Genomic DNA, 18541 nt, shown 5'->3' with positions numbered 1-18541 from the left:
AACAATTTAGCCACCCACCAATTTAACAATTAACAATCAGGTTTGATTTCTGCCCTGTCTGCCTGACCTTTGCAGCTTAGCTGACAGAAGTCCTTTGTCTTTTGTCGAAAAAATATTTTGTATAAGAAAACAATGCGCAAACTTTCGATGGATGACCTCAATCGCGACTCGGTTGAAGAATTCAAAAATAAGAAAAAAATACCGTTAGTCTTGGTGCTCGACAATGTTCGTAGCCTGAATAATGTAGGTTCTGTTTTTCGTACTGCTGATGCCTTTATGGCCGGCAAAGTATACCTCTGCGGCATTACCGGCACTCCGCCGCACCGCGACATCGAAAAAACTGCCTTGGGCGCTACGGAGTCTGTGGAGTGGGAGCATGTGCCGGATACGCTGGAGCTGGTAAAAAAACTGCAGGCCGATGGCTACAAAGTATGCTCGGTGGAGCAGGCCGAGAACAGCACCATGCTAAACGATTTTAGGCCGGAGCCGGGGCAGCAGTATGCTTTTGTGTTGGGCAATGAGGTGTTTGGTGTGGAGCAGGAGGTGGTAAGCCTGTCGGATGTGGTGCTGGAGATTCCGCAGTTCGGCACGAAGCATTCATTAAATATTTCTGTAGCCACCGGCGTGGTAGTATGGGACTTCCTGAGCAAAACGCTGGCCCAGCAACAGGCCTAACCCGAATCAAGGCCTTTAAGTATACCAAGTATAACAGCATAGAACCACAGGTTGCACGCTGTTATACTTGCCTTAGTAAAACAAGCGGGGCCTCAGGCTGTTGCTTCCATACCTGTACTGGTAAAGCCTACGAGTTTTCCACAGTCTTAAACCCTGCTGTGTTTTTATAGTCTTGTTTATAAGGCTTTTGCATAAAATCATACTTCGGCAATTTAAACAGCCGGAAAAGCAGCGCCTTGTGCAGGACAACTTCCTTTAACCAATGTTGAAAGCTTCGCAGGATGAAGCACTAAACTTTACTATGAAAATTTACTTTTTACGAATACTATTATTTGCCTTTGCCACTACGCTCCCCTTATCCATACTAGCACAGCAACCCCTACCCACCACTACGCGTGGCATTGTAAAAGGCACTTTAATTGAGGTAGATACCAAAGCCCCAGTAGGCTTTGCCAATGTTGTATTACTTTCGGCCAGAGACTCCAGCTTAGTAACCGGCGCTACCACCGATATAGACGGTTTGTTTATACTTGAGCGCATACCTGCCGGCAGGTTTATACTTCGAGCTTCTATGGTAGGCTACCCTACCCGCTATGTACCCAACATCAACATAACAGCACAAAAGCCTGAAGTTAACTTGGGCGCCATATCCCTTAAAGCTGCCTCCACTAAACTAGAAGAGGTAGAGGTAGTAGCTGAAAGGCAGCTGGTAGACTTTGAACTGGATAAACGGGTAGTGAACGTAAGCCAGGATATAAATGCCCAAAGCGGCTCTGTGGCAGAGGTAATGCAGAACCTGCCATCTGTTACGGTTGATATAGACGGCAATGTAAGTATGCGCGGCAGCTCTAATGTTACCATACTTGTAGATGGCAAACGCTCTGCCCTCTCCAACCTTACGCTGGACCAGATACCGGCTAACCTGATCGAAAGTATAGAACTAATCACCAACCCATCCTCGAAGTATAACCCCGAGGGCACTTCCGGCATCATCAACCTAGTGCTTAAAAAGGAGAAGAAGCCTGGCTTTAACGGCTCTGCCTCGGTTACCGCAGGCACTTACGATAACTACAATACCTCGCTTAACCTGAACTACCGCTACAACAAGTGGTCTTTAAATACCGGCTACGATTTCAGGCAGCGATCCCGGCCCGGCGAAAGCAACAGCTTTACCACCGATTACTATTACAACGATTTTGAGCAGCTGGACAGCACCAGTTACCGCTTGCAGAACGGCAACCGCGACAGCAAAGATATTTCGCACAGCTTCCGGTTTGGCGCCGATTATTACCTTACGCCAAAGCACACCTTATCAGCATCTGGTATTTACCGTTTTGGCAAAGACACAGGCTACAACAATATTTTTTATCGATTTGAAGATGAGAACCGCCAGTTAGTTAGCACCACCACCCGCAACACCGATGAGGTAGAAGATGAAAAAGCAATAGATGTTACCCTGGGCTACCGCCAGACCTTTGACAAAAAAGGCCAGGAATTAACAGCTGACCTAGTCTATAACACCAACATAGATGATGAAATAGCAAACTTCAGGCAAACACAAGGCACGCAGAGTACACTTACAGAAATGCAGCAGACGCTGGTGGACGATGGCAACCGCGAAATTGTAGCCAAAGCCGATTATGTGCATCCCATCTCAGAAGACAGTCGCTTTGAGGTTGGCTTTCGGAGCTCTTTTGAGCGTCTTGATGAGGACTCGCGTTTCTTTGACCTGAACAATGAAACCGGCCAGATGGAGTACAACACCGCACAGAGCAACCACTTCGTGTTCGACCAGCACGTGTACTCTGTTTATACCAACTACAGCAACAAGTATAAATCCATCAGCTACCAGGTAGGCGTACGCGCCGAGCAGACGGTAACAAAATCCGATCAGCGCACACAGGAACTTAAAAACGACAAGAGCTACTTCAGCCTTTTCCCGACAGTTTTTGTCACCAAAGACTTTAATCCTGATAACAAACTACAGTTTAGCTACAGCCGCCGCATCAACAGGCCACGCAGCCGTTTCCTGAACCCATTCAGAGATGTGTCGGACCCGTTTAGCGTGCAATACGGTAACCCGAACCTGAAACCAGAGTTTGTAAATTCCCTGGAGCTTGGGTACTTAAAATACTGGGGAGAAGCCTCTATTAATGCGACTGTCTTTTACCGCCACACCCTGGATGAGATAGAGCGGTTCAGGCTTCCTACCACATTTTTAGTAGATGGAAAACCTGCCACAGAAACCACTTTCCTGAACATCTCTGACAACAAGGCTTACGGTGCCGAACTTGGCTTTAATTACCCGGTTGCGAAATGGTGGCGTTTAAATGGTAGCATCTCCGGCTTCAGAACGCAGCTTAACACAGGCCAGGGCGATACAGAGTTAAGTAACGCGCAGCTTAGCTGGAACTCCAAACTCAACTCTACTTTCACAGTCTGGGAAGACCTCAACATTCAGCTATCTGGCTTTTACCGTGCTCCTATGCCAGATATACAAGGCCGCATGGAGCAGATGTACAGTGCAGACCTGGCCATGAAAAAAGATGTGCTTAAGAAAAAAGGTACTGTATCGTTGCGCGTTTCCGATTTGTTTAACACCCGCCAGTTCAACTTCCTGAGCTACGGCCCCGGTTTTAGAACAGAGGCCGAAAACCGCCGCCAGAGCCGCATTTTTTACCTGGGCTTTACTTACCGCATAAACAGCGATGATAGCAACCGCCGTAACCGCGACCAAAACAACGGCAATGGCGGAGACGATGACGAGGATTTTTAATGCAAAACATACCAAAATACTTCACAACGCTAAAGCCATTTATTTAAGCGTATAGGCCCTGTTTTATACGTTTCAGAGTAAAAGCACCTAACGCTTAACCTAGTTTACGGAACAGCAGCCTTCCTGCAGAGAGGGCCAGGATCATTTCCTGGCCCTCTCCAAAACCACCTCCGAGTATAAAAGTATAACCCTATTGCAGGTATTTCGCTTATACTTGCTGTAAAATACAGTTTATACTTTGCTTATGAGCACACAAGCCACTTCCCAGCCTTACCCGATCATAGACCTGCATTGCGACCTGCTGGTATACTTAACTGATGTACCCAACGCCACCCTGGACAATATAGCTGAGATTGGTTGCGCCCTGCCCGCCCTCACAGCAGGAAACGTGAAGCTTCAGGTAATGGCCATTTATTGTGCAACGGCACCGGGCAGCACAAACTATGCAGCCCTGCAACGCGATATGTTTGCGCAACTGGCCAACGATAACAACTGCGGCTTGCATGCTGTAACCACACCGGCACAGCTGCAGCAGGCATTGCATAACCCTAACGGCATTGGTATGGTGGCCGCCGTGGAAAACGCTTCTGGCTTTTGCGAAGAAGACGAGCCCCTGGAAGATGGTTTTAAGAAGCTGGAGAAGATCATAGATGCCTGCGGCAGGATCCTTTATATCAGCATGACGCACAACGACGCGAACCGCTTTGGCGGCGGCAACTTCTCCGACAAAGGCATTACACGCGACGGCCAAATGCTGCTTGACTACATACATGGCCGGCAAATTGCCATAGACCTGTCCCATACCAGCGATGCCCTGGCCTATGATATACTGACGCACATAGACAATGAGCGGCTCGATGTCCCGGTTATTGCCAGCCACTCCAACTTCAGGGCTATGTGGGACCAGCGCCGCAACCTGCCCAACGAGCTGGCACAGGAGGTAATACGCCGCAACGGCTTAATAGGCATGAACTTTCTGCGCTCCTTCCTGAACACCCAGGACCCCGAAGCCCTGATCCACCACATGCTGCACGGCCTGAACATGGGCGCTCAAAATGCCTTGTGCTTTGGCGCCGATTACTTTTATTTTGCTGACCATCCGGACCCGGCACGCTTTCCTTTTTACTACAGCGAACACGAGCATGCCGGCACCAGCTATAACTTTATACTTGAGAAGCTTAAACATACCTTGCCACAGCAGCAACTGGAGAAAATAGCCTATGGCAATGCACAACAATTTATAGAGCGCATCTGGCAGATACGTTGATTTGTTTATACTATAAACGCAAAACAGTTCAATTAACGTGCTGCCTGCGAATGCTGGCGTAACTACCGTCATTTTATACTTAGCTGCACCATTAAAACAGGCTGAGGAAAGTACAATCAATCTATAAACTAAAAATAATTAACTAAAAACAAACAAAAATCATACTTACACCCCTTTACCCGGTAACTAAAGTATGCCATTTGAGTACATTACTACAAGGGCTAAGGTTAAAGGCAAAAACTTAAGCGAGTAAGTGCTATTTTTTGTACTCTGATCCTCTTCCATAATCTTCCATGTAAAATTATATATAGAAGGTTCGCCATATGGCGATAATCTCCGTATACGCTTAAACTACACCTGTACTAGCAGGTAGCTTAACAGACGTTGTACTCACTAAGGCCAGCCTATGGACGCTCAGGAATATTCACCGATCTACGTACAGATTAATGAACTGTACATCGACACCGTTGTGATAGACGACACAGAGTTTATCACGCTGTGGTGCTTTACTGTGCTGGATGATGAGTACAAATTTATTTACATGGGCTGCGACTTTACGCAGTTTAACCAAATGCTTATTGCCGCCGGCGAAAAAGGCAAAGAAATTGCCCTGCACATGGCCGACGTACTGAACAAACCTTACGACACTCCTACCATTATTCCGATAAAAGAGCAGTTTGACGAGTACCTGGAGCTTACTGGCCACGATATTATTGTGTATGAACCCATGGCCGTTGAAGATGACCTGGATGAACTGGAAGACGAAGAAGACATGGATATTGAGCAGTTTTTCGGAGGGCGCCAAAACAAAACCCAGCAGCGCTACCTGATCTACCAGCTCGACAAGCTGTACCCGTCTAAGGTGTTTGAGCCGCAAAAAGCTACCCAGCAAGATTTGGCAGAGTGCTTTGAAGACGACTCGCTTGAAATGGCCCAGTTATACTATGACTACCTAAATGCCGTGGAAAACGGATATGAGGAGTGCGAGGCCCGACAGGTAGCCGGCCTGGAGCGTGAACTGTTCTTCAGGATGGCACGCAAAGCCTCCGAGATCTGGAGAAACGACTTCTAGAAAGTTATACTTTCCATCACCGTACTGGTTCCTCAGCCAGAGTATCCATGTTATTTAGCTGCTCCAACTCCTCGTGGAGGTGCGACAGCAGCGCCATCAGCCACTCTCTTGTTTCTTTATCTTTTGCCTTTCGCAGCGCTTCATCATAGCGCGATAGTTGTGCCCGGTGTGTACTGTTGATAAACGAACGGTACCGCACATTAAACTCCGCTACATCGAGTTGCTCAAACTCTTTTACAAGTTCGCTGTCGGCCCCTGTTAAGCTATCGGGTAAGTGTATGGTTGCGTGTTGGCTGGCAATGGCCTCCAGCTGCTGCAGCGCATTGCTATGAAAACTGGCTGCTTTTTCTGCTAATGCCACCACCTGTTCGCTATTGCCTTTTTCAATGGCCAGGCGGCTGATTTCGGCTTGCAACATGTTGCTGCTGGCAGCATAATCCCAAAAAACAGGATTGTTTGCCAGGGTCTGCTGCGAAGTTAATGCTGGGGCCTTTGTGTCTGTTTCTTTCGTGGGGCCGTCGCAGGAAAGTACAAGTAAAAACAATAATCCAATAGCCAGGGAGAGTAGCTTATCTATAAACATGGGTAGATACAAGTATGCGTTTAGCTACCTATACTACCTATCTGGACATAAGGATTATACTTTGTGCAATATCCCCTTAAAGTGCAGTTGCAACTTTGCTATATACCTGCCACCATTAAAAAGTATAACTTTTGCGCACCACCGTCAGGTTACTGCTCCTCCCGGATTCGGCAATAACGTGTGCAGGCTTTGGCTTTTTTACCAGGGCCTGCGGCAAGCCTATAAATTGGTCGTACAAGTGCAAGGTTAGAGGAACACCCGCTTTTAAACGAACCTCCAGTTGCACTTGCTTGCTTGCCGGCAACCCATGCAGGATAGCATAGTACACCTTTCCTTCCTGGGCATCCACAGGGTTCAAAGGCACGTCCTCTCCCGCCAGGTTTATACTTTTGATTGCATCTGGCGCATGCGGCTGCAAAACAAGCTCCAGGTGTGCTGCACCGCGTTTAGAGCTCAGGCGCAAACGCAGCCAACGCTGTTCCCCGGCAACTGAGTCTGCTATAACCTCTGCTACAGGAACAGCTACGGCAATAGGTTCGGCATCGCTTTTAAGGTATTGCAGCCGGGCGTGTGGGTAAATTTCGGTTAGTGGCTCCTGCCGGGCGTTGGAGAAAAACTGGCTATTCCAGCCGTCGGTGGTTTGGTAATATGATGCCCAGTACGCTTTGCCGCTGTCCGCATTGGTGTAGTAGCTTACGTGGCTGTGTAGTGGCTGCTGCGCAGATGGCTGCTCCTGCTGCAGGGCAAGTATAAGCTGCACCGCCCCTGCCAGCAAAAACAGCAAGGGCAACAGCGGCATTTGCCCCCACCTGAAACTTTGCCCTACGATGTAGAGCAAAGGCAGCAAAAAGCCCAGCAACAATACAAATAGGGCAATAGCACCGACAGGCATTTGCAAGCTGAAGGCCACAAAAACAACATGCACAATGGGCATCAATATAAACACGGCAGGCACAGCAGCCAAGAGCAAAACCACCACAAAGCCGCCGCTCAACGTCTCAGCTTTGTGCAGCTCTTTTAAAAGTATAACCAGCATACCTGCCATACTAAACAGCAACGGAAACATGAGCAGGTAGGTAGCGTTTGGGATAGTAAAGAAAATTAGCGCTGCAAGTATGAACTGAAGTATAAACACCCCCATGACCAAGGCCAGCAATGGCAGCCAGCGCAGCGCAAGCCAGCAAAGCAACAGAAACAAGCCCAAAGCCAGCAGCAGGTACGCTATGAAAAAGGCATTGGTGCTGTAAACGCCGTTAGTGCGGTGCGTAAGCGGCAACATATCCAGCACCAGGCTGTTTAGGGGCACAAACAAACCTACCACCAGCACAAGCAGCACCAACGCAGCAACAAAGCTGATAAGAGCCTGTGCAAAAGTAAAAGCTCCTTTTCTAATACCTGTTACCAACGTTAGCACCAGCAGCACGGTAGTAAGGATGACCCAAAGTATGTTTAACTCCTGCGGATAATTTATCACCCAGCCGCCTGCCGCGTTAAAGAAGACAGAATCCGGGGCCTTGGTGTGTGCTAAGGTGGTGTTCCCGAAATGCTGCACTAACGCAAGCAGGTTGGTGCCGTGTTGCTGCACGGTGTTCAGGCTAAGGTTCTCGGGGGAGTCGGTTGCTTTATGGTAATGTACAAAACCATCAATAAAAGCAGAATTCAAACCACTATAACCTGCATTTTTAAACACCGTGAAGTCGGTATCGTTGGGCATGCGGCTATAAATTTCGTAGGCTAGCGAGCTTACAAAGGGATAAGGCGCATGTTGGATATACTGCTTTGCCAGCCAGCCATTTTCCGGGCTTAGCTCAAAGGTCATACTAGGGCCTTCGGTGCCGCGCCCTTCCAGGTTTAGCACCAGCCCTACTTCTGCAGCCCAAGGATGCTTCAGAAATGCCTTTGCCCCATATAAGCCATACTCTTCGCCATCGGTAAAGAGCACAATGACATCATGCGCCAGCGGCTTGCCATGTTGTAGCGCCCGTACCGTTTCAAGTATAGCCGCCACGCCAGCACCATCGTCGCCGGCCCCGCGCGCATTGGGTTGCGAGTCGTAGTGGGCCATTACGAGTAGGGCCTTATCAGAATTGCCGTTACCTTTTAACCTCCCCACCAGGTTATACACATAACCTACGGCCACCTCGTTTGCCGCCGTAGTTTCCTGCACCTGGGGGTTCAGGCCCAGCACCTGCATTTGCTGCAACAGGTAAGCCCTTACTTCGGCATGGGCTGTGGTGCCCATGGCATGCGGCTCTTTGGCAATTTGCTGCACATGCTGCATGGCCCGCTCCGCCGAAAACTCAGTTGCCGGTGCATCTGCTGGTTTAGCAGCAGGGGGCATCAGCAAGCATAAACTAAGCAAAACAAAGCTGGCAATAGCCAAAAGTATAAATACAGCAAATGTACGGTGGCGGTATGGCATAGCCGGTTAATTTTCAGGTTATATATTGCTATTCTAATGTAAAGATTTTTTTGGATAAGTGCAGCATCAGCGGTGGCAACAGCATTCGCGCCGCTTTTGGGTTGGTTTATACTTTGCTGCAGAAAATAAGAACAAACCTTCGCAGCTTCAGACCAATCTTGTTTACCGCTGTAGTTACACTTCAACGATATTACCATAAGTATGGGCCAGCATCAAAACCGAAGGGGGCAGCACTTTAGCCAAGTGCTGCCCCCTTCATCTTTTAAAACCACATGATCTTTTAGAGTATTTCTGTTTTATCGGCATCAATTACCTCGTTCTGCCGCAGCACTACTGGGGTGGTTTTCTTGCGCAGGCGCAGGTTCAGCATTTCCACCATCAGCGAGAAGAACATAGCAAAGTATATGTAGCCTTTTGGTATGTGCTGGTGCAGCGCCTCTACCACCAGCATAAAGCCAATCAGAATCAGAAACGATAAAGCCAGCATTTTTACTGTTGGGTGCTTGTTCACAAAATCGCTTACATACTTGGCAAATATCAGCATAATACCCATTGCCACAATCACGGCGATAATCATGATCAGCACTTCCTGCGCCAATCCTACGGCTGTAAGTATGGAGTCGAAAGAGAATACGATATCGATAAGGATAATCTGGATAAGCACCTTGCTTAAGGTAGCAGATGCCTTTACTTCGCCGTGGCCCTCTTCTTCGCCTTCCAGTTTATTGTGGATTTCGGTAACCGACTTAGCCAGCAGGAACAAACCACCGGCAAAAAGTATGATATCGCGCCACGACACGGCAAAGTCCTCTTCTGTTAAAGGTATGTTTATGGAGAAGATAGGGTCGCTGGCACTCACGATCCAGGATATAAACAAAAGCAGGATAACACGGAAAACCAACGCCAGCGTAAGGCCAATATTGCGGCCTTTTGCCTGTTGCTCTTTTGGCAACCTGCTCACGATAATCGAGATAAACACGATGTTGTCTATACCTAACACCACCTCCATAAAGGTCAGCGTCAGCAGGCTTATCCAGGTATCCGGATTCGCGAAAATTTCCATAGTTAAGTTATTTTAGTGTGGATTGTTGCCCGTTAGTGGCTATACTTATACTTTAATGTTGCTCCTGCTGTTGTAGCCAAACCATACCTTTGCACCCGCTTTAAGCTGTTGCTAAAAGCGTAGCCAACCAGCAAGTAACAGGTATGTATTAGCTCTTCATGTTCACGAACTGCAGCGGCATACCTATTTCTTCGCTGTTGCTGCGCATCAGGGCAATTACATCCTGCAGGTCGTCTATTTTTTTGCCGGTAACGCGAATTGTCTCGTCCATAATGGCGGCCGATACTTTCAGTTTGCTGTCTTTGATGATCTTCATGATCTTTTTAGACGTGTCTTTTTCGATGCCAGCCTTTACTTTGATGTCCTTTTTTACCATGGCACCACTCTGGTAAGCCTCTTTAGAGAAATCGAGGGCGGTGGCATCTAGGCCCTGTTTCACCATTTTGCCAATCAGCACATCCTCTGTGTGTTGCACACGCATGTCGTTTTCCATGGTAATGCGCACCACGTTCTCTTTCTTGTCGTAGTCTAGTGTGCCTTTGGTGTCGCGGAAATCGTAGCGGTTCATGATCTCTTTGCGGGCAACGTTTACAGCGTTATCCATCGTTTGCGGGTCAACTTTGCTTACAATATCAAAAGATGCCATAGTTATCTTTTCGGGTTATACTTTAAAAATTGATTTTACCTATATTAGACTGACAAAGTTATCTTTTGCCTGCTAAATTGCTGCATTGTTACACCGTAAATTGTTTATGCTTTCGCCATTTTAAATTTATACTTCTAACCCTATTAATTTAACCACCATCCGTTTTACTCACGACCTGTTCGATTTGACCAGGCATAAACCCGACGGTTATCATTTAAGCGCCGCCCTGTAGCTGGTGCACCACTTTAAAACTAGATTATGCAGATAATAGAGCCTGCCACACCAGAGCAATTTGAGCAGTATTACCGCTTACGCTACCAAACGCTGCGCCAGCCCTGGGGCCAGCCAGAAGGCAGCGAGCGCGCAGACGACGACGCCACCGCCATACATGCCATGCTTGTAGATGACGCCGGCGAAGCTTTAGGCGTTTGCCGCATGCACCTGGCTACGCCACAAGAGGCACAAATCCGGTTTATGGGCATACGCCACGACATGCAGGGCAAAAAGCTAGGCGACCAGCTGCTACAGTACCAGGAGGCGCGCGCACGACAACTTGGCGCCACCCGCATAATGCTGCAGGCCCGCGAAAATGCAGTAAACTTTTACCGCCGCAACGGGTATGAGATAGAAGAAAAATCGTACCTGCTGTTTGGCTCTATACAACACTATAAAATGGCCAGGCAGCTTTAAAAACTGTTACGGCTATGAACAAAAAAGACAAAATTATACTTGGTGCAGGCGCGCTGGCAGTAGCGGCCATACTTGTAAACAGCCGCAGTAAAAAGCATGCTCCCCTTGAAACTGTACCCTACGTTGACCTAAGAAAGTACAAGGGCCGCTGGTACGAGATAGCTGCGCTGCCACAGCGCTTCCAGAAAGGCTGCCATTGCGTGTATGCCGAGTACACCCCACACCCCGAAGGTTATGTAGAGGTATACAATTACTGCCGCAAAAATGGCCCTGACGGCAAGGTGAAGGATATTAAAGGCAAGGCTTACCCTGTAGAGGGCAGCAGCAACAGCAAACTAGAGGTGCAGTTTTTCTGGCCCTTTAAAGGCGATTACTGGGTGCTGGAACTGGACCCCGACTACCAGCACGTACTTGTGGGCACCCCAGACCGCGAAAGCCTCTGGATACTATCCCGCACCCCTACCCTGGATGACGCTGTATACAACCTGATGGTGCAGCAAGCCAAGAGCAAAGGCTTCCAGGTGGAGCAGCTCGAGAAGACAGATCAGAGTTGTTATAAGTAGCGGCATTATACTTTTGCAGTATAGTTACCAGCCGTTGATAAACGTTTATAAAAGCAACTAAACCCATAGAATAAAATTAGCTAAAAGGCACCTGAAAGCGCAACAGAGAAGGCTTATCTATTTCTGCAAAGCAATGCCAGACTCATTATTAAACCGCTTGCTACCAGCAAATTAAAACTCCTACAACTTAACCCAGCAAAGTGTTTGTCATGTTCAACATATAGTATTATCTTGTATTGTATATATAATATATGATGCGTACCTGCAAAAGCAGCTCTAAGGCTTCAGGAAAACAATGCCTTATATAGTGCAGATAAACGTCACGATGACGTTTACACAGTAGTTGTATGGTAATTAAGTTATAGATGAAAACAGTAGGAATAGTAATTCTGGTCTTAGTAACGGTTGCGGGGCTATTCTTTCTGGTAGCAGTAAATAAGCTTTCTGATTCAATGGAACCTACCTTTTCTCAGGTGGAATTAGTCTCTAAAGAAGATAGCTCCAAACTCTATATCACATCCAAGAATTGGGGAGTAACAGGTGACAGGCAAATCACAATCATCTCATTGGATGAAGAAAAAGAGTTCAAAGTTGACTCAACATCCCAGATAATGTTTCATGGACTGGAGCCATTCCTATATCAGGTCAGAACAGACTCTTTGATTTTATTTGTAAGGCAGAAGGCTAAGATTCCTGTTAACTTCAAGACGGATTGGGTAATCATACAGAATGAAATAGAAAATCCTAAAATGATGACTTTGAGAGCCAATCCAGCCTATAAGAGAATGTAAAAAATCACCATACAACAAAGTATAGCAGTAGTGCTTCGGTTGACACCTTGCAATCTGCTATACCAGTACGTTAGGTGTAAATTAAAATATGAATGAAACATACTTTCGTTAAGCTTCCATCAGGAAATGTTGAAATCGAGCATATCCGAGAAATGGTTTCTGAATTGAAAAACTCAGAATGGAAGTTTATGAAATGGTTTTCAAGACCTGCATTAATCAACAAAAAGTCTAATACAGCGACACATCTGTACATGGGGCAAAAATTCGACGAGCAATATTTCAAGTTAGAAGAAAAAGGCTGGACTCACGACCATTGTGAAATATGCTTTGTCTCAATAGGTGAAAGTCCCAACGACTACACAGAGACGGAAGGATATTTTAATGGTGATGACTGGATTTGTAAATTTTGCTTTAATGAACTTGTCTTAGCTGAAAATTTAGAGAACAAATTAACAAGTTTGGAGCAATACCAAGAATAAATCTACACCTAACAAAACCTATACGGCAGCTATGCAGCCGCATAGCCCAATGCGTTAGCTAAAAATAAAGTTAAGAATGTTAGATATAAGTACTATTGCCATTCTGTTTGTAGCCTTCGTTGTAGAAGCTTTTATTGTTCTTAAATTCAAAGAGCAGAGTGGAGTACTGATAGCTGCATTGTTATTAGTAGTAAATGTGATTCTCTTTGTGCTACTACACATAGCATACAGTAATATCACCGACCCTGGAGAAATAACAAGTATAAGTGCCTTCAACTACTTGATTGACTTCAATCTGTATAGCGTTAAGGTAAGAAACTCTGTAATCCTGATAGGGTTTGTAGCACTTGCATCTGGAATGCACCACCAGTACGGAATGAAGAAAAGCAAAATCTATTTAGTATCATCATTCATATTAGGCGGAATTGCTATGCTGTGGTTGATGATGGCTATGATAGCAGGTGCTTTTATTATTTAAAGAATATCATTAGCTAACCACACCTTTACCGTAGCTACGCCACAGTTTAGCCAAGTACGTTAACCCAATTACAGAACTAACACTAACCGCCTCACCTACAAGCCCATGAACGAGATCAAGAAAGAGGACATCAGACAAGAGGTATTCGACCTGTACGACGACTATGCACACAACCGCGTAAACAGGCGCGAGTTTATACAAAAGCTGTCGGTGTATGCTATAGGTGGCCTTACACTTGCCTCGCTCACAAGTTTCCTGATGCCCGATTACAAGAGAGGGGTTCAGGTGAAGGCCGATGATCCGGGCATAAAGTCAGCGTACATCTACTACCAGTCTCCGAGGGGCGGCGGCAAAATAAAAGCTCTGCTCTCGATGCCAGCCAATGCGAAGAAAAGATTGGGAGGTGTTGTGGTGGTACATGAAAACCGTGGCCTGAACCCGCACATAGAAGACGTTGCCAGAAGGGCCGCATTGGCAGGCTTTGTATCGCTTGCCCCAGACGCGCTGACTCCACTAGGCGGCTACCCCGGCAACGACGACGAAGGCCGCACCCTGCAAAGCAAACGCGACAGAAACGAGATGCTGGAAGATTTTATAGCCGCCTACGATTACCTGAAAGACCACAAGCGCTGCAACGGCAAAGTGGGCGTGGTTGGCTTTTGCTTTGGCGGCTGGGTCTCTAATATGATGGCTGTGCGCATTCCTGGCCTGGCGGCTGCCGTGCCCTTTTACGGCGGACAGGCGCCAACCGAGGATGTACCCCAAATAAAAGCCCCGCTGCTGCTGCACTACGCAGAACTGGATGCGCGCGTAAACGAAGGCTGGCCTGCTTACGAACAAGCCCTAAAAGAACATGGCAAAGCATACACCGCCTATGTGTACGAGGGCACAAACCACGGCTTCCACAACGACACCACCCCCCGCTACGACAAAGCAGCAGCAGAACTAGCCTGGAAACGCACCGTCGAATTTTTCGGTAAAAATCTGAAGTAATCCGCTGCCTGCACGATGAAGGAGAAGTACCAGACCGTAGACCAGTACATCGCATGTTTTGCCGAGGACACGCAGCAGGTACTATGCCAATTACGGGCCATCGTAAAAGAGAAAGCCCCTGGTGCAACCGAGGGTATAAGTTATGGCATGCCGGCTTACAAAACCAATGGTAAGCCATTAGTATACTTTGCCGCTTTTAAAAAGCACATTGGCTTTTACGCCACACCTAGCGGGCATACGGCGTTTGCGGCGGAGTTAGCAAAGTATAAGCAAGGCAAAGGCTCTGTACAGTTTCCGTTAAACCAACCCATCCCTCTAAATTTAATAGCAGAAATGGTAGCTTACAGGGTTGAAGAAAACAACAAAGGCAATGCATAGCGCTACTGTATAGTTTATACTTTGCCAGGTGCACCACAAAAACAAAACATCCAAACGTAGCCGATGCTACTCTAAAAGAAAAATTATATGAACACGAACTCCAGGGTATTTGCCTTTATTCCGCTTTTGATAACTTATATACTTGTAAAAATCGTGCACAAGCTGGCAGGCTTTGAGTATGATATTTTTACGGAGGGTGTGTTTACCTTAAAATTTGTGCTTGATATTGCTTCATGGGTATTCATATACGGAGTAGTATATTTCCTCTTTAAAAAGCTATCTCCTCAAAAAAACGCATAGCCTGCTGTTAGCTATTACGCAGTAATATTCTTTAACTGCAGCGGGCAAGTATGGTGTTTAAAAATAATTCTATACTTTAGTAGAAACAAAAACACAAGTAGTTCTGTTACTGAAGCTACCTTATTAAAACCATATCACATGAGACTAATCTCCCGCATTTTGTTGCCTGTTGCCGTGTTAGGATTTGTTGCCTGCTCTGAGGGCGAGAAACAAACGACAAACACAGCTCCAGCTGCTACAACAGCACCAGTAAATACAACAACTCCGGCTACCGGTACGGCAGCGCAAGGCGCAACTGCTGGCTTAAACCCTGAGCACGGGCAACCAAACCACCGTTGCGACATCCCGGTTGGTGCACCACTAAGCACACCGGTGCAGCCGAACTTAAACGTACCGCCAACCACCACCACAACGCCTTTGCAGCAGCCAGTACAGGTACAGCAAGGGGCAGTAACAGCAGGCACTAACCCGCCTCACGGCCAGCCAGGCCACGATTGCGCTATTCCTGTGGGTGCACCGCTAAACAAGTAGCACTAAGCCATATTTAAAGTAAACGGCCCGCTGTACTTATGCCTAAGTATAGCGGGCCGTTTACTTTATCAGCGTGTGCAGGCTATTGCAGCATGTAATCCAGCGGCACCATGTCGCCTAGCTTTTCAAAACCCCAGTAGCCTTCAAAGAGTACCCCCAGCGGCTCGTGTATACTTCCATTTTTATCCAGCAGCACATACTCCGTTTGCAACGACAGCACCGAGGTTTGGTAGCTGGGCTTAGGTGGGTTAAAAGGCTTTAGCTGCTGCACATAGTCTATCTCTTCTTTTTCGCCGGTGTACACTACCTGCATAAAATGCTCGAACTGCAGTTTTACCTCATCACCAGCAGCATACAGATACGCTGCATAAGGCACAGGATTTTTATCGAGCTGCTCAATTAGCTTTGGCAACCTTGCTCGTGCAAGTATATCCGCACGCGCATCATCTGGTTTTATGGCGCCGCCGGCCTCTCTTATGCCTGCCTTTGCTGCGGCAATCTCTTCGTCGGTTGGCCTGTCGGGGTTGGGTAGCCGGTACAGGCGGCGCAGGTTAAAACCTTGCTCCTCCAGCTGCTTTTGCCTAAGGGCCCGCACAAAGTGCATGGCAGAACCCTGGTAGGCGCGGGTACGGTTTCGCTCCCAGCGGCGCTGCTTGCTTTGTCCGCCTTTCATTAAAGTATACTTCGGATAGCCCAGATACATCACATAACCATCCCGCATGTAAAACTTAAACTCGGTGAGCAGGTATTCTATTTTGTAGCCTAGTGCAGGGTTTTCAATCAGGAGCGGTTTTTCAGATTTCACCTCCAGCAAAGCCGTTTGCGGGTCGAAGGTGATGGTGAGTACTTCCGGGTTTAGCAACTTGCATTGCCTCCCAAACTCACTTTTACCCAGGAAATTCTGCTTAAATGTTTCGAGGTGCTGGTACCACTCCGGATCACGCTTACCTTCCACTACCACCTCTGCCAGCTTGTGCTCGCTCTGCCGCAGCTTAAAAAGTATGGCCTTGGGCAATTCTTCTGTATTAAAGGCGTAGATTATGGGCTCATAACCCAGGTAAGACACAATAATTTCGTAGCGGCCATGGGGCACCTGCAGCGCAAACTCTCCTTTTGCATTGGTGGTAGCGCCAATAGTGGTGGTGTTTACATATACAGATACAAACTCAATAGGCTCGTTTGTATGCTCATCAACCACACGGCCTTGCACTTTATGCTGCGCTAATAGCGGTAACGTAATCAGACAGCAGAGTAGCAGTAGTATAAGTTGTTTCATTTAGCTGCAAGTGTTTTCTTAAAAATGTATAAAATTTCTGAGTTACTCTCTAACTTTAACCATCTTTAACATTTACCCGCAAACAAACTTACATGAGTTATGCCGACTCGCTGCCTAAATGGGCTATCTGGCTCTGCAGACGTTTTCATATGCTGTGCCTGGCATTGGTTATTGCTTTTTGCTTTGACCTGTTTCTGCTGCCCCGCATAGATAGCGTTGAGAAAATAGAGCGCCGCAGAGCGGTATACCACACCTCCAGAGGTAAATTTTCCAATAAGCCATCCACCACAAAGCTGGACAATGAGTTTTTATACGCTGGCAACTTTATACTTCCTTTTTACAAACACCAAAGCTTTGAATACTGGAGGGCCGATTCTGCCCGTTTTATAGCCACGCCCATTTTCCATACAGTTGTAAAAGGCTACATGGTTATCGATAACAAGGAGCATGAGTTAAAAAGAGGGCCGGGCATCTTCACAGAGTTCATGTTTATCCCCATCTGCTTTGTGCTGGTAGCGGTGTTTGGGTTAATGATGTGGCAGAACAAAGAGCAGCTGCTGAATGCAGCCGTTTTTAATGCCATTGTGCTTTACCTGCTGCTTTGGGTTATGGGATTTGTGTAGGCTTATACTTCGAACTATCTTCTCTACTGCCGCTTTTCCTGTACCCGCTTTACCATGTTGCGCACAAAGCTCCGGGGCATCAGTTGTGCGGTTAAAGCCGTCAGCTTGTTTTGAATTCCCGGAATGACTACCACTTCGCCGGCCATCATGCCTTCGTAGCCTGCCTGTGCTACCCCTTGCGCATCAGCTATAAATTGCTTGCTAAACAAGCCGGAACCACGCAGGTTAGCCTCATCCTGAAAGTTAGTTTCTGTAGGGCCGGGGCACAAGGCGGTAACGGTTACATTATCCTGCTGCAGCTCGGTGGCCAGCGCCTCTGTAAAAGACTGCACATAGGCTTTGGTGGCATAGTATACTGCCATTAGCGGCCCTGCCGGCGGAAAAGCAGCCGTAGACGACACATTGAGTATTTTAGCAGGCTTGCCCGGGTTAAGTTGGTGCAGAAACAGCTTGCACAGGTGCGTAAGAGCAACAATGTTTAGCTGCACCATATCCAGTTCTTTTTGCAGGGCAGTTTCTTTAAAGTAGCCATAGTTGCCAAAACCGGCATTGTTTACCAACGCATTTACTTGTATGCCTTCGTTGTGCAGTTGCTCAAACAAATTATCGGGAGCTTCTGGTACGGTAAGGTCCAGGGAAATAACTTTGGTTTGGGTGCCATACTTTATAGCGTACTGTACTGCCATACTATCCAACTTTTCTTCTGACCGCGCTACGAGCACCAGCCGGTGTCCGTTAGCTGCAAAAATATCGGCAAGCTCTTTTCCGATGCCACCCGATGCGCCTGTAATCAAAACCGTATACTTTGTGTTTGCTGCGTCTGCCATAGCTAGGTTCAAATTGGTTTATACTTTAAGTTGATAATGTGGAGGCAACAAAGCATACTGCCGCTCTTGCCAGTCGTACCTTACTATTGCCATAGCTAAAGCTTACGG

The 18541-nt window shown here is 47.2% G+C and carries 20 protein-coding genes; 14 read left to right on the top strand and 6 right to left on the bottom strand.

Annotated features, from left to right (window positions below):
- The first annotated feature begins 132 nt into the window (after positions 1-132).
- From Q1A23_RS09580 to Q1A23_RS09565, 4 genes are all read left to right on the top strand, one after another.
- Positions 133-675: an RNA methyltransferase gene (locus tag Q1A23_RS09580; protein ID WP_299822948.1), complete on the top strand. Its 543-nt coding sequence runs from the start codon at positions 133-135 to the stop codon at positions 673-675.
- A 301-nt stretch (positions 676-976) separates the two neighbouring features.
- Positions 977-3451 (top strand): TonB-dependent receptor, encoded by a 2475-nt coding sequence (locus Q1A23_RS09575; RefSeq protein ID WP_299822437.1) that lies wholly within the window; start codon positions 977-979, stop codon positions 3449-3451.
- Positions 3452-3695: 244 nt separating this feature from the next.
- Positions 3696-4718, top strand: a complete 1023-nt coding sequence (locus tag Q1A23_RS09570) for a membrane dipeptidase (protein WP_299822436.1) — start codon at positions 3696-3698, stop codon at positions 4716-4718.
- Positions 4719-5124: 406 nt separating this feature from the next.
- Positions 5125-5790: a hypothetical protein gene (locus tag Q1A23_RS09565; protein ID WP_299822434.1), complete on the top strand. Its 666-nt coding sequence runs from the start codon at positions 5125-5127 to the stop codon at positions 5788-5790.
- A gap of 16 nt (positions 5791-5806) precedes the next feature.
- Here the strand turns inward: Q1A23_RS09565 and Q1A23_RS09560 are convergent, their stop codons facing one another.
- The 4 genes from Q1A23_RS09560 to Q1A23_RS09545 all read right to left on the bottom strand — a co-directional run bounded on the left by Q1A23_RS09560 (position 5807) and on the right by Q1A23_RS09545 (position 10504).
- Positions 5807-6373, bottom strand: a complete 567-nt coding sequence (locus Q1A23_RS09560) for a DUF4142 domain-containing protein (RefSeq protein WP_299822432.1) — start codon at positions 6371-6373, stop codon at positions 5807-5809.
- 115 nt (positions 6374-6488) lie between these two features.
- A complete protein-coding gene (locus tag Q1A23_RS09555) occupies positions 6489-8795 on the bottom strand; it encodes a M20/M25/M40 family metallo-hydrolase (RefSeq protein WP_299822429.1) in 2307 nt (768 codons plus the stop codon).
- Between the two features lie 280 nt (positions 8796-9075).
- Positions 9076-9858, bottom strand: a complete 783-nt coding sequence (locus tag Q1A23_RS09550; RefSeq protein WP_299822426.1) for a TerC family protein — start codon at positions 9856-9858, stop codon at positions 9076-9078.
- Between the two features lie 148 nt (positions 9859-10006).
- Positions 10007-10504: a YajQ family cyclic di-GMP-binding protein gene (locus Q1A23_RS09545; protein WP_299822423.1), complete on the bottom strand. Its 498-nt coding sequence runs from the start codon at positions 10502-10504 to the stop codon at positions 10007-10009.
- 258 nt (positions 10505-10762) lie between these two features.
- Between Q1A23_RS09545 and Q1A23_RS09540 the strand changes: the two genes are divergently transcribed.
- The 9 genes from Q1A23_RS09540 (at position 10763) to Q1A23_RS09500 (ending at position 15707) form a co-directional block, all read left to right on the top strand.
- Positions 10763-11194: a GNAT family N-acetyltransferase gene (locus Q1A23_RS09540; RefSeq protein WP_299822417.1), complete on the top strand. Its 432-nt coding sequence runs from the start codon at positions 10763-10765 to the stop codon at positions 11192-11194.
- 14 nt (positions 11195-11208) lie between these two features.
- Complete coding sequence (locus tag Q1A23_RS09535; protein WP_299822414.1) at positions 11209-11757, top strand: lipocalin family protein; 549 nt, start codon at positions 11209-11211, stop codon at positions 11755-11757.
- A gap of 365 nt (positions 11758-12122) precedes the next feature.
- Positions 12123-12548 carry a hypothetical protein gene (locus Q1A23_RS09530; protein ID WP_299822411.1) on the top strand — a complete coding sequence of 142 codons (426 nt, stop codon included), beginning with the start codon at positions 12123-12125 and terminating at the stop codon, positions 12546-12548.
- Positions 12549-12640: 92 nt separating this feature from the next.
- Positions 12641-13027, top strand: a complete 387-nt coding sequence (locus Q1A23_RS09525) for a hypothetical protein (RefSeq protein WP_299822408.1) — start codon at positions 12641-12643, stop codon at positions 13025-13027.
- 76 nt (positions 13028-13103) lie between these two features.
- Positions 13104-13505, top strand: a complete 402-nt coding sequence (locus tag Q1A23_RS09520; protein ID WP_299822406.1) for a hypothetical protein — start codon at positions 13104-13106, stop codon at positions 13503-13505.
- Positions 13506-13610: 105 nt separating this feature from the next.
- Positions 13611-14498, top strand: a complete 888-nt coding sequence (locus Q1A23_RS09515) for a dienelactone hydrolase family protein (protein WP_299822404.1) — start codon at positions 13611-13613, stop codon at positions 14496-14498.
- A gap of 15 nt (positions 14499-14513) precedes the next feature.
- Entirely contained in the window at positions 14514-14876 is a 363-nt protein-coding gene (locus Q1A23_RS09510; protein ID WP_299822401.1) for a DUF1801 domain-containing protein, read from the top strand.
- Positions 14877-14963: 87 nt separating this feature from the next.
- Positions 14964-15176 (top strand): hypothetical protein, encoded by a 213-nt coding sequence (locus Q1A23_RS09505; protein ID WP_299822398.1) that lies wholly within the window; start codon positions 14964-14966, stop codon positions 15174-15176.
- Positions 15177-15314: 138 nt separating this feature from the next.
- On the top strand, positions 15315-15707 hold the full coding sequence (locus Q1A23_RS09500; RefSeq protein WP_299822395.1) for a hypothetical protein: 393 nt from the start codon (positions 15315-15317) through the stop codon (positions 15705-15707).
- Between the two features lie 82 nt (positions 15708-15789).
- Here the strand turns inward: Q1A23_RS09500 and Q1A23_RS09495 are convergent, their stop codons facing one another.
- The gene (locus Q1A23_RS09495) at positions 15790-16983 is read right to left on the bottom strand and encodes a carboxypeptidase-like regulatory domain-containing protein (RefSeq protein WP_299822392.1); all 1194 of its coding nucleotides are present in this window, start codon (positions 16981-16983) and stop codon (positions 15790-15792) included.
- 92 nt (positions 16984-17075) lie between these two features.
- Here Q1A23_RS09495 and Q1A23_RS09490 point away from each other — a divergent pair, with 92 nt between their 5' ends.
- On the top strand, positions 17076-17606 hold the full coding sequence (locus Q1A23_RS09490; RefSeq protein WP_299822389.1) for a hypothetical protein: 531 nt from the start codon (positions 17076-17078) through the stop codon (positions 17604-17606).
- 23 nt (positions 17607-17629) lie between these two features.
- Here Q1A23_RS09490 and Q1A23_RS09485 read toward each other — a convergent pair whose 3' ends face one another.
- Positions 17630-18433 (bottom strand): SDR family oxidoreductase, encoded by an 804-nt coding sequence (locus Q1A23_RS09485; protein WP_299822387.1) that lies wholly within the window; start codon positions 18431-18433, stop codon positions 17630-17632.
- Between the last annotated feature and the right edge of the window lie 108 nt (positions 18434-18541).

This window comes from uncultured Pontibacter sp., assembly GCF_947492645.1.
In the GTDB taxonomy this organism is placed as follows: Bacteria; Bacteroidota; Bacteroidia; order Cytophagales; family Hymenobacteraceae; genus Pontibacter.
The sequence above is the reverse complement of the archived record's forward strand: the minus strand, read 5'-3'. Positions and strand labels throughout refer to the sequence as shown.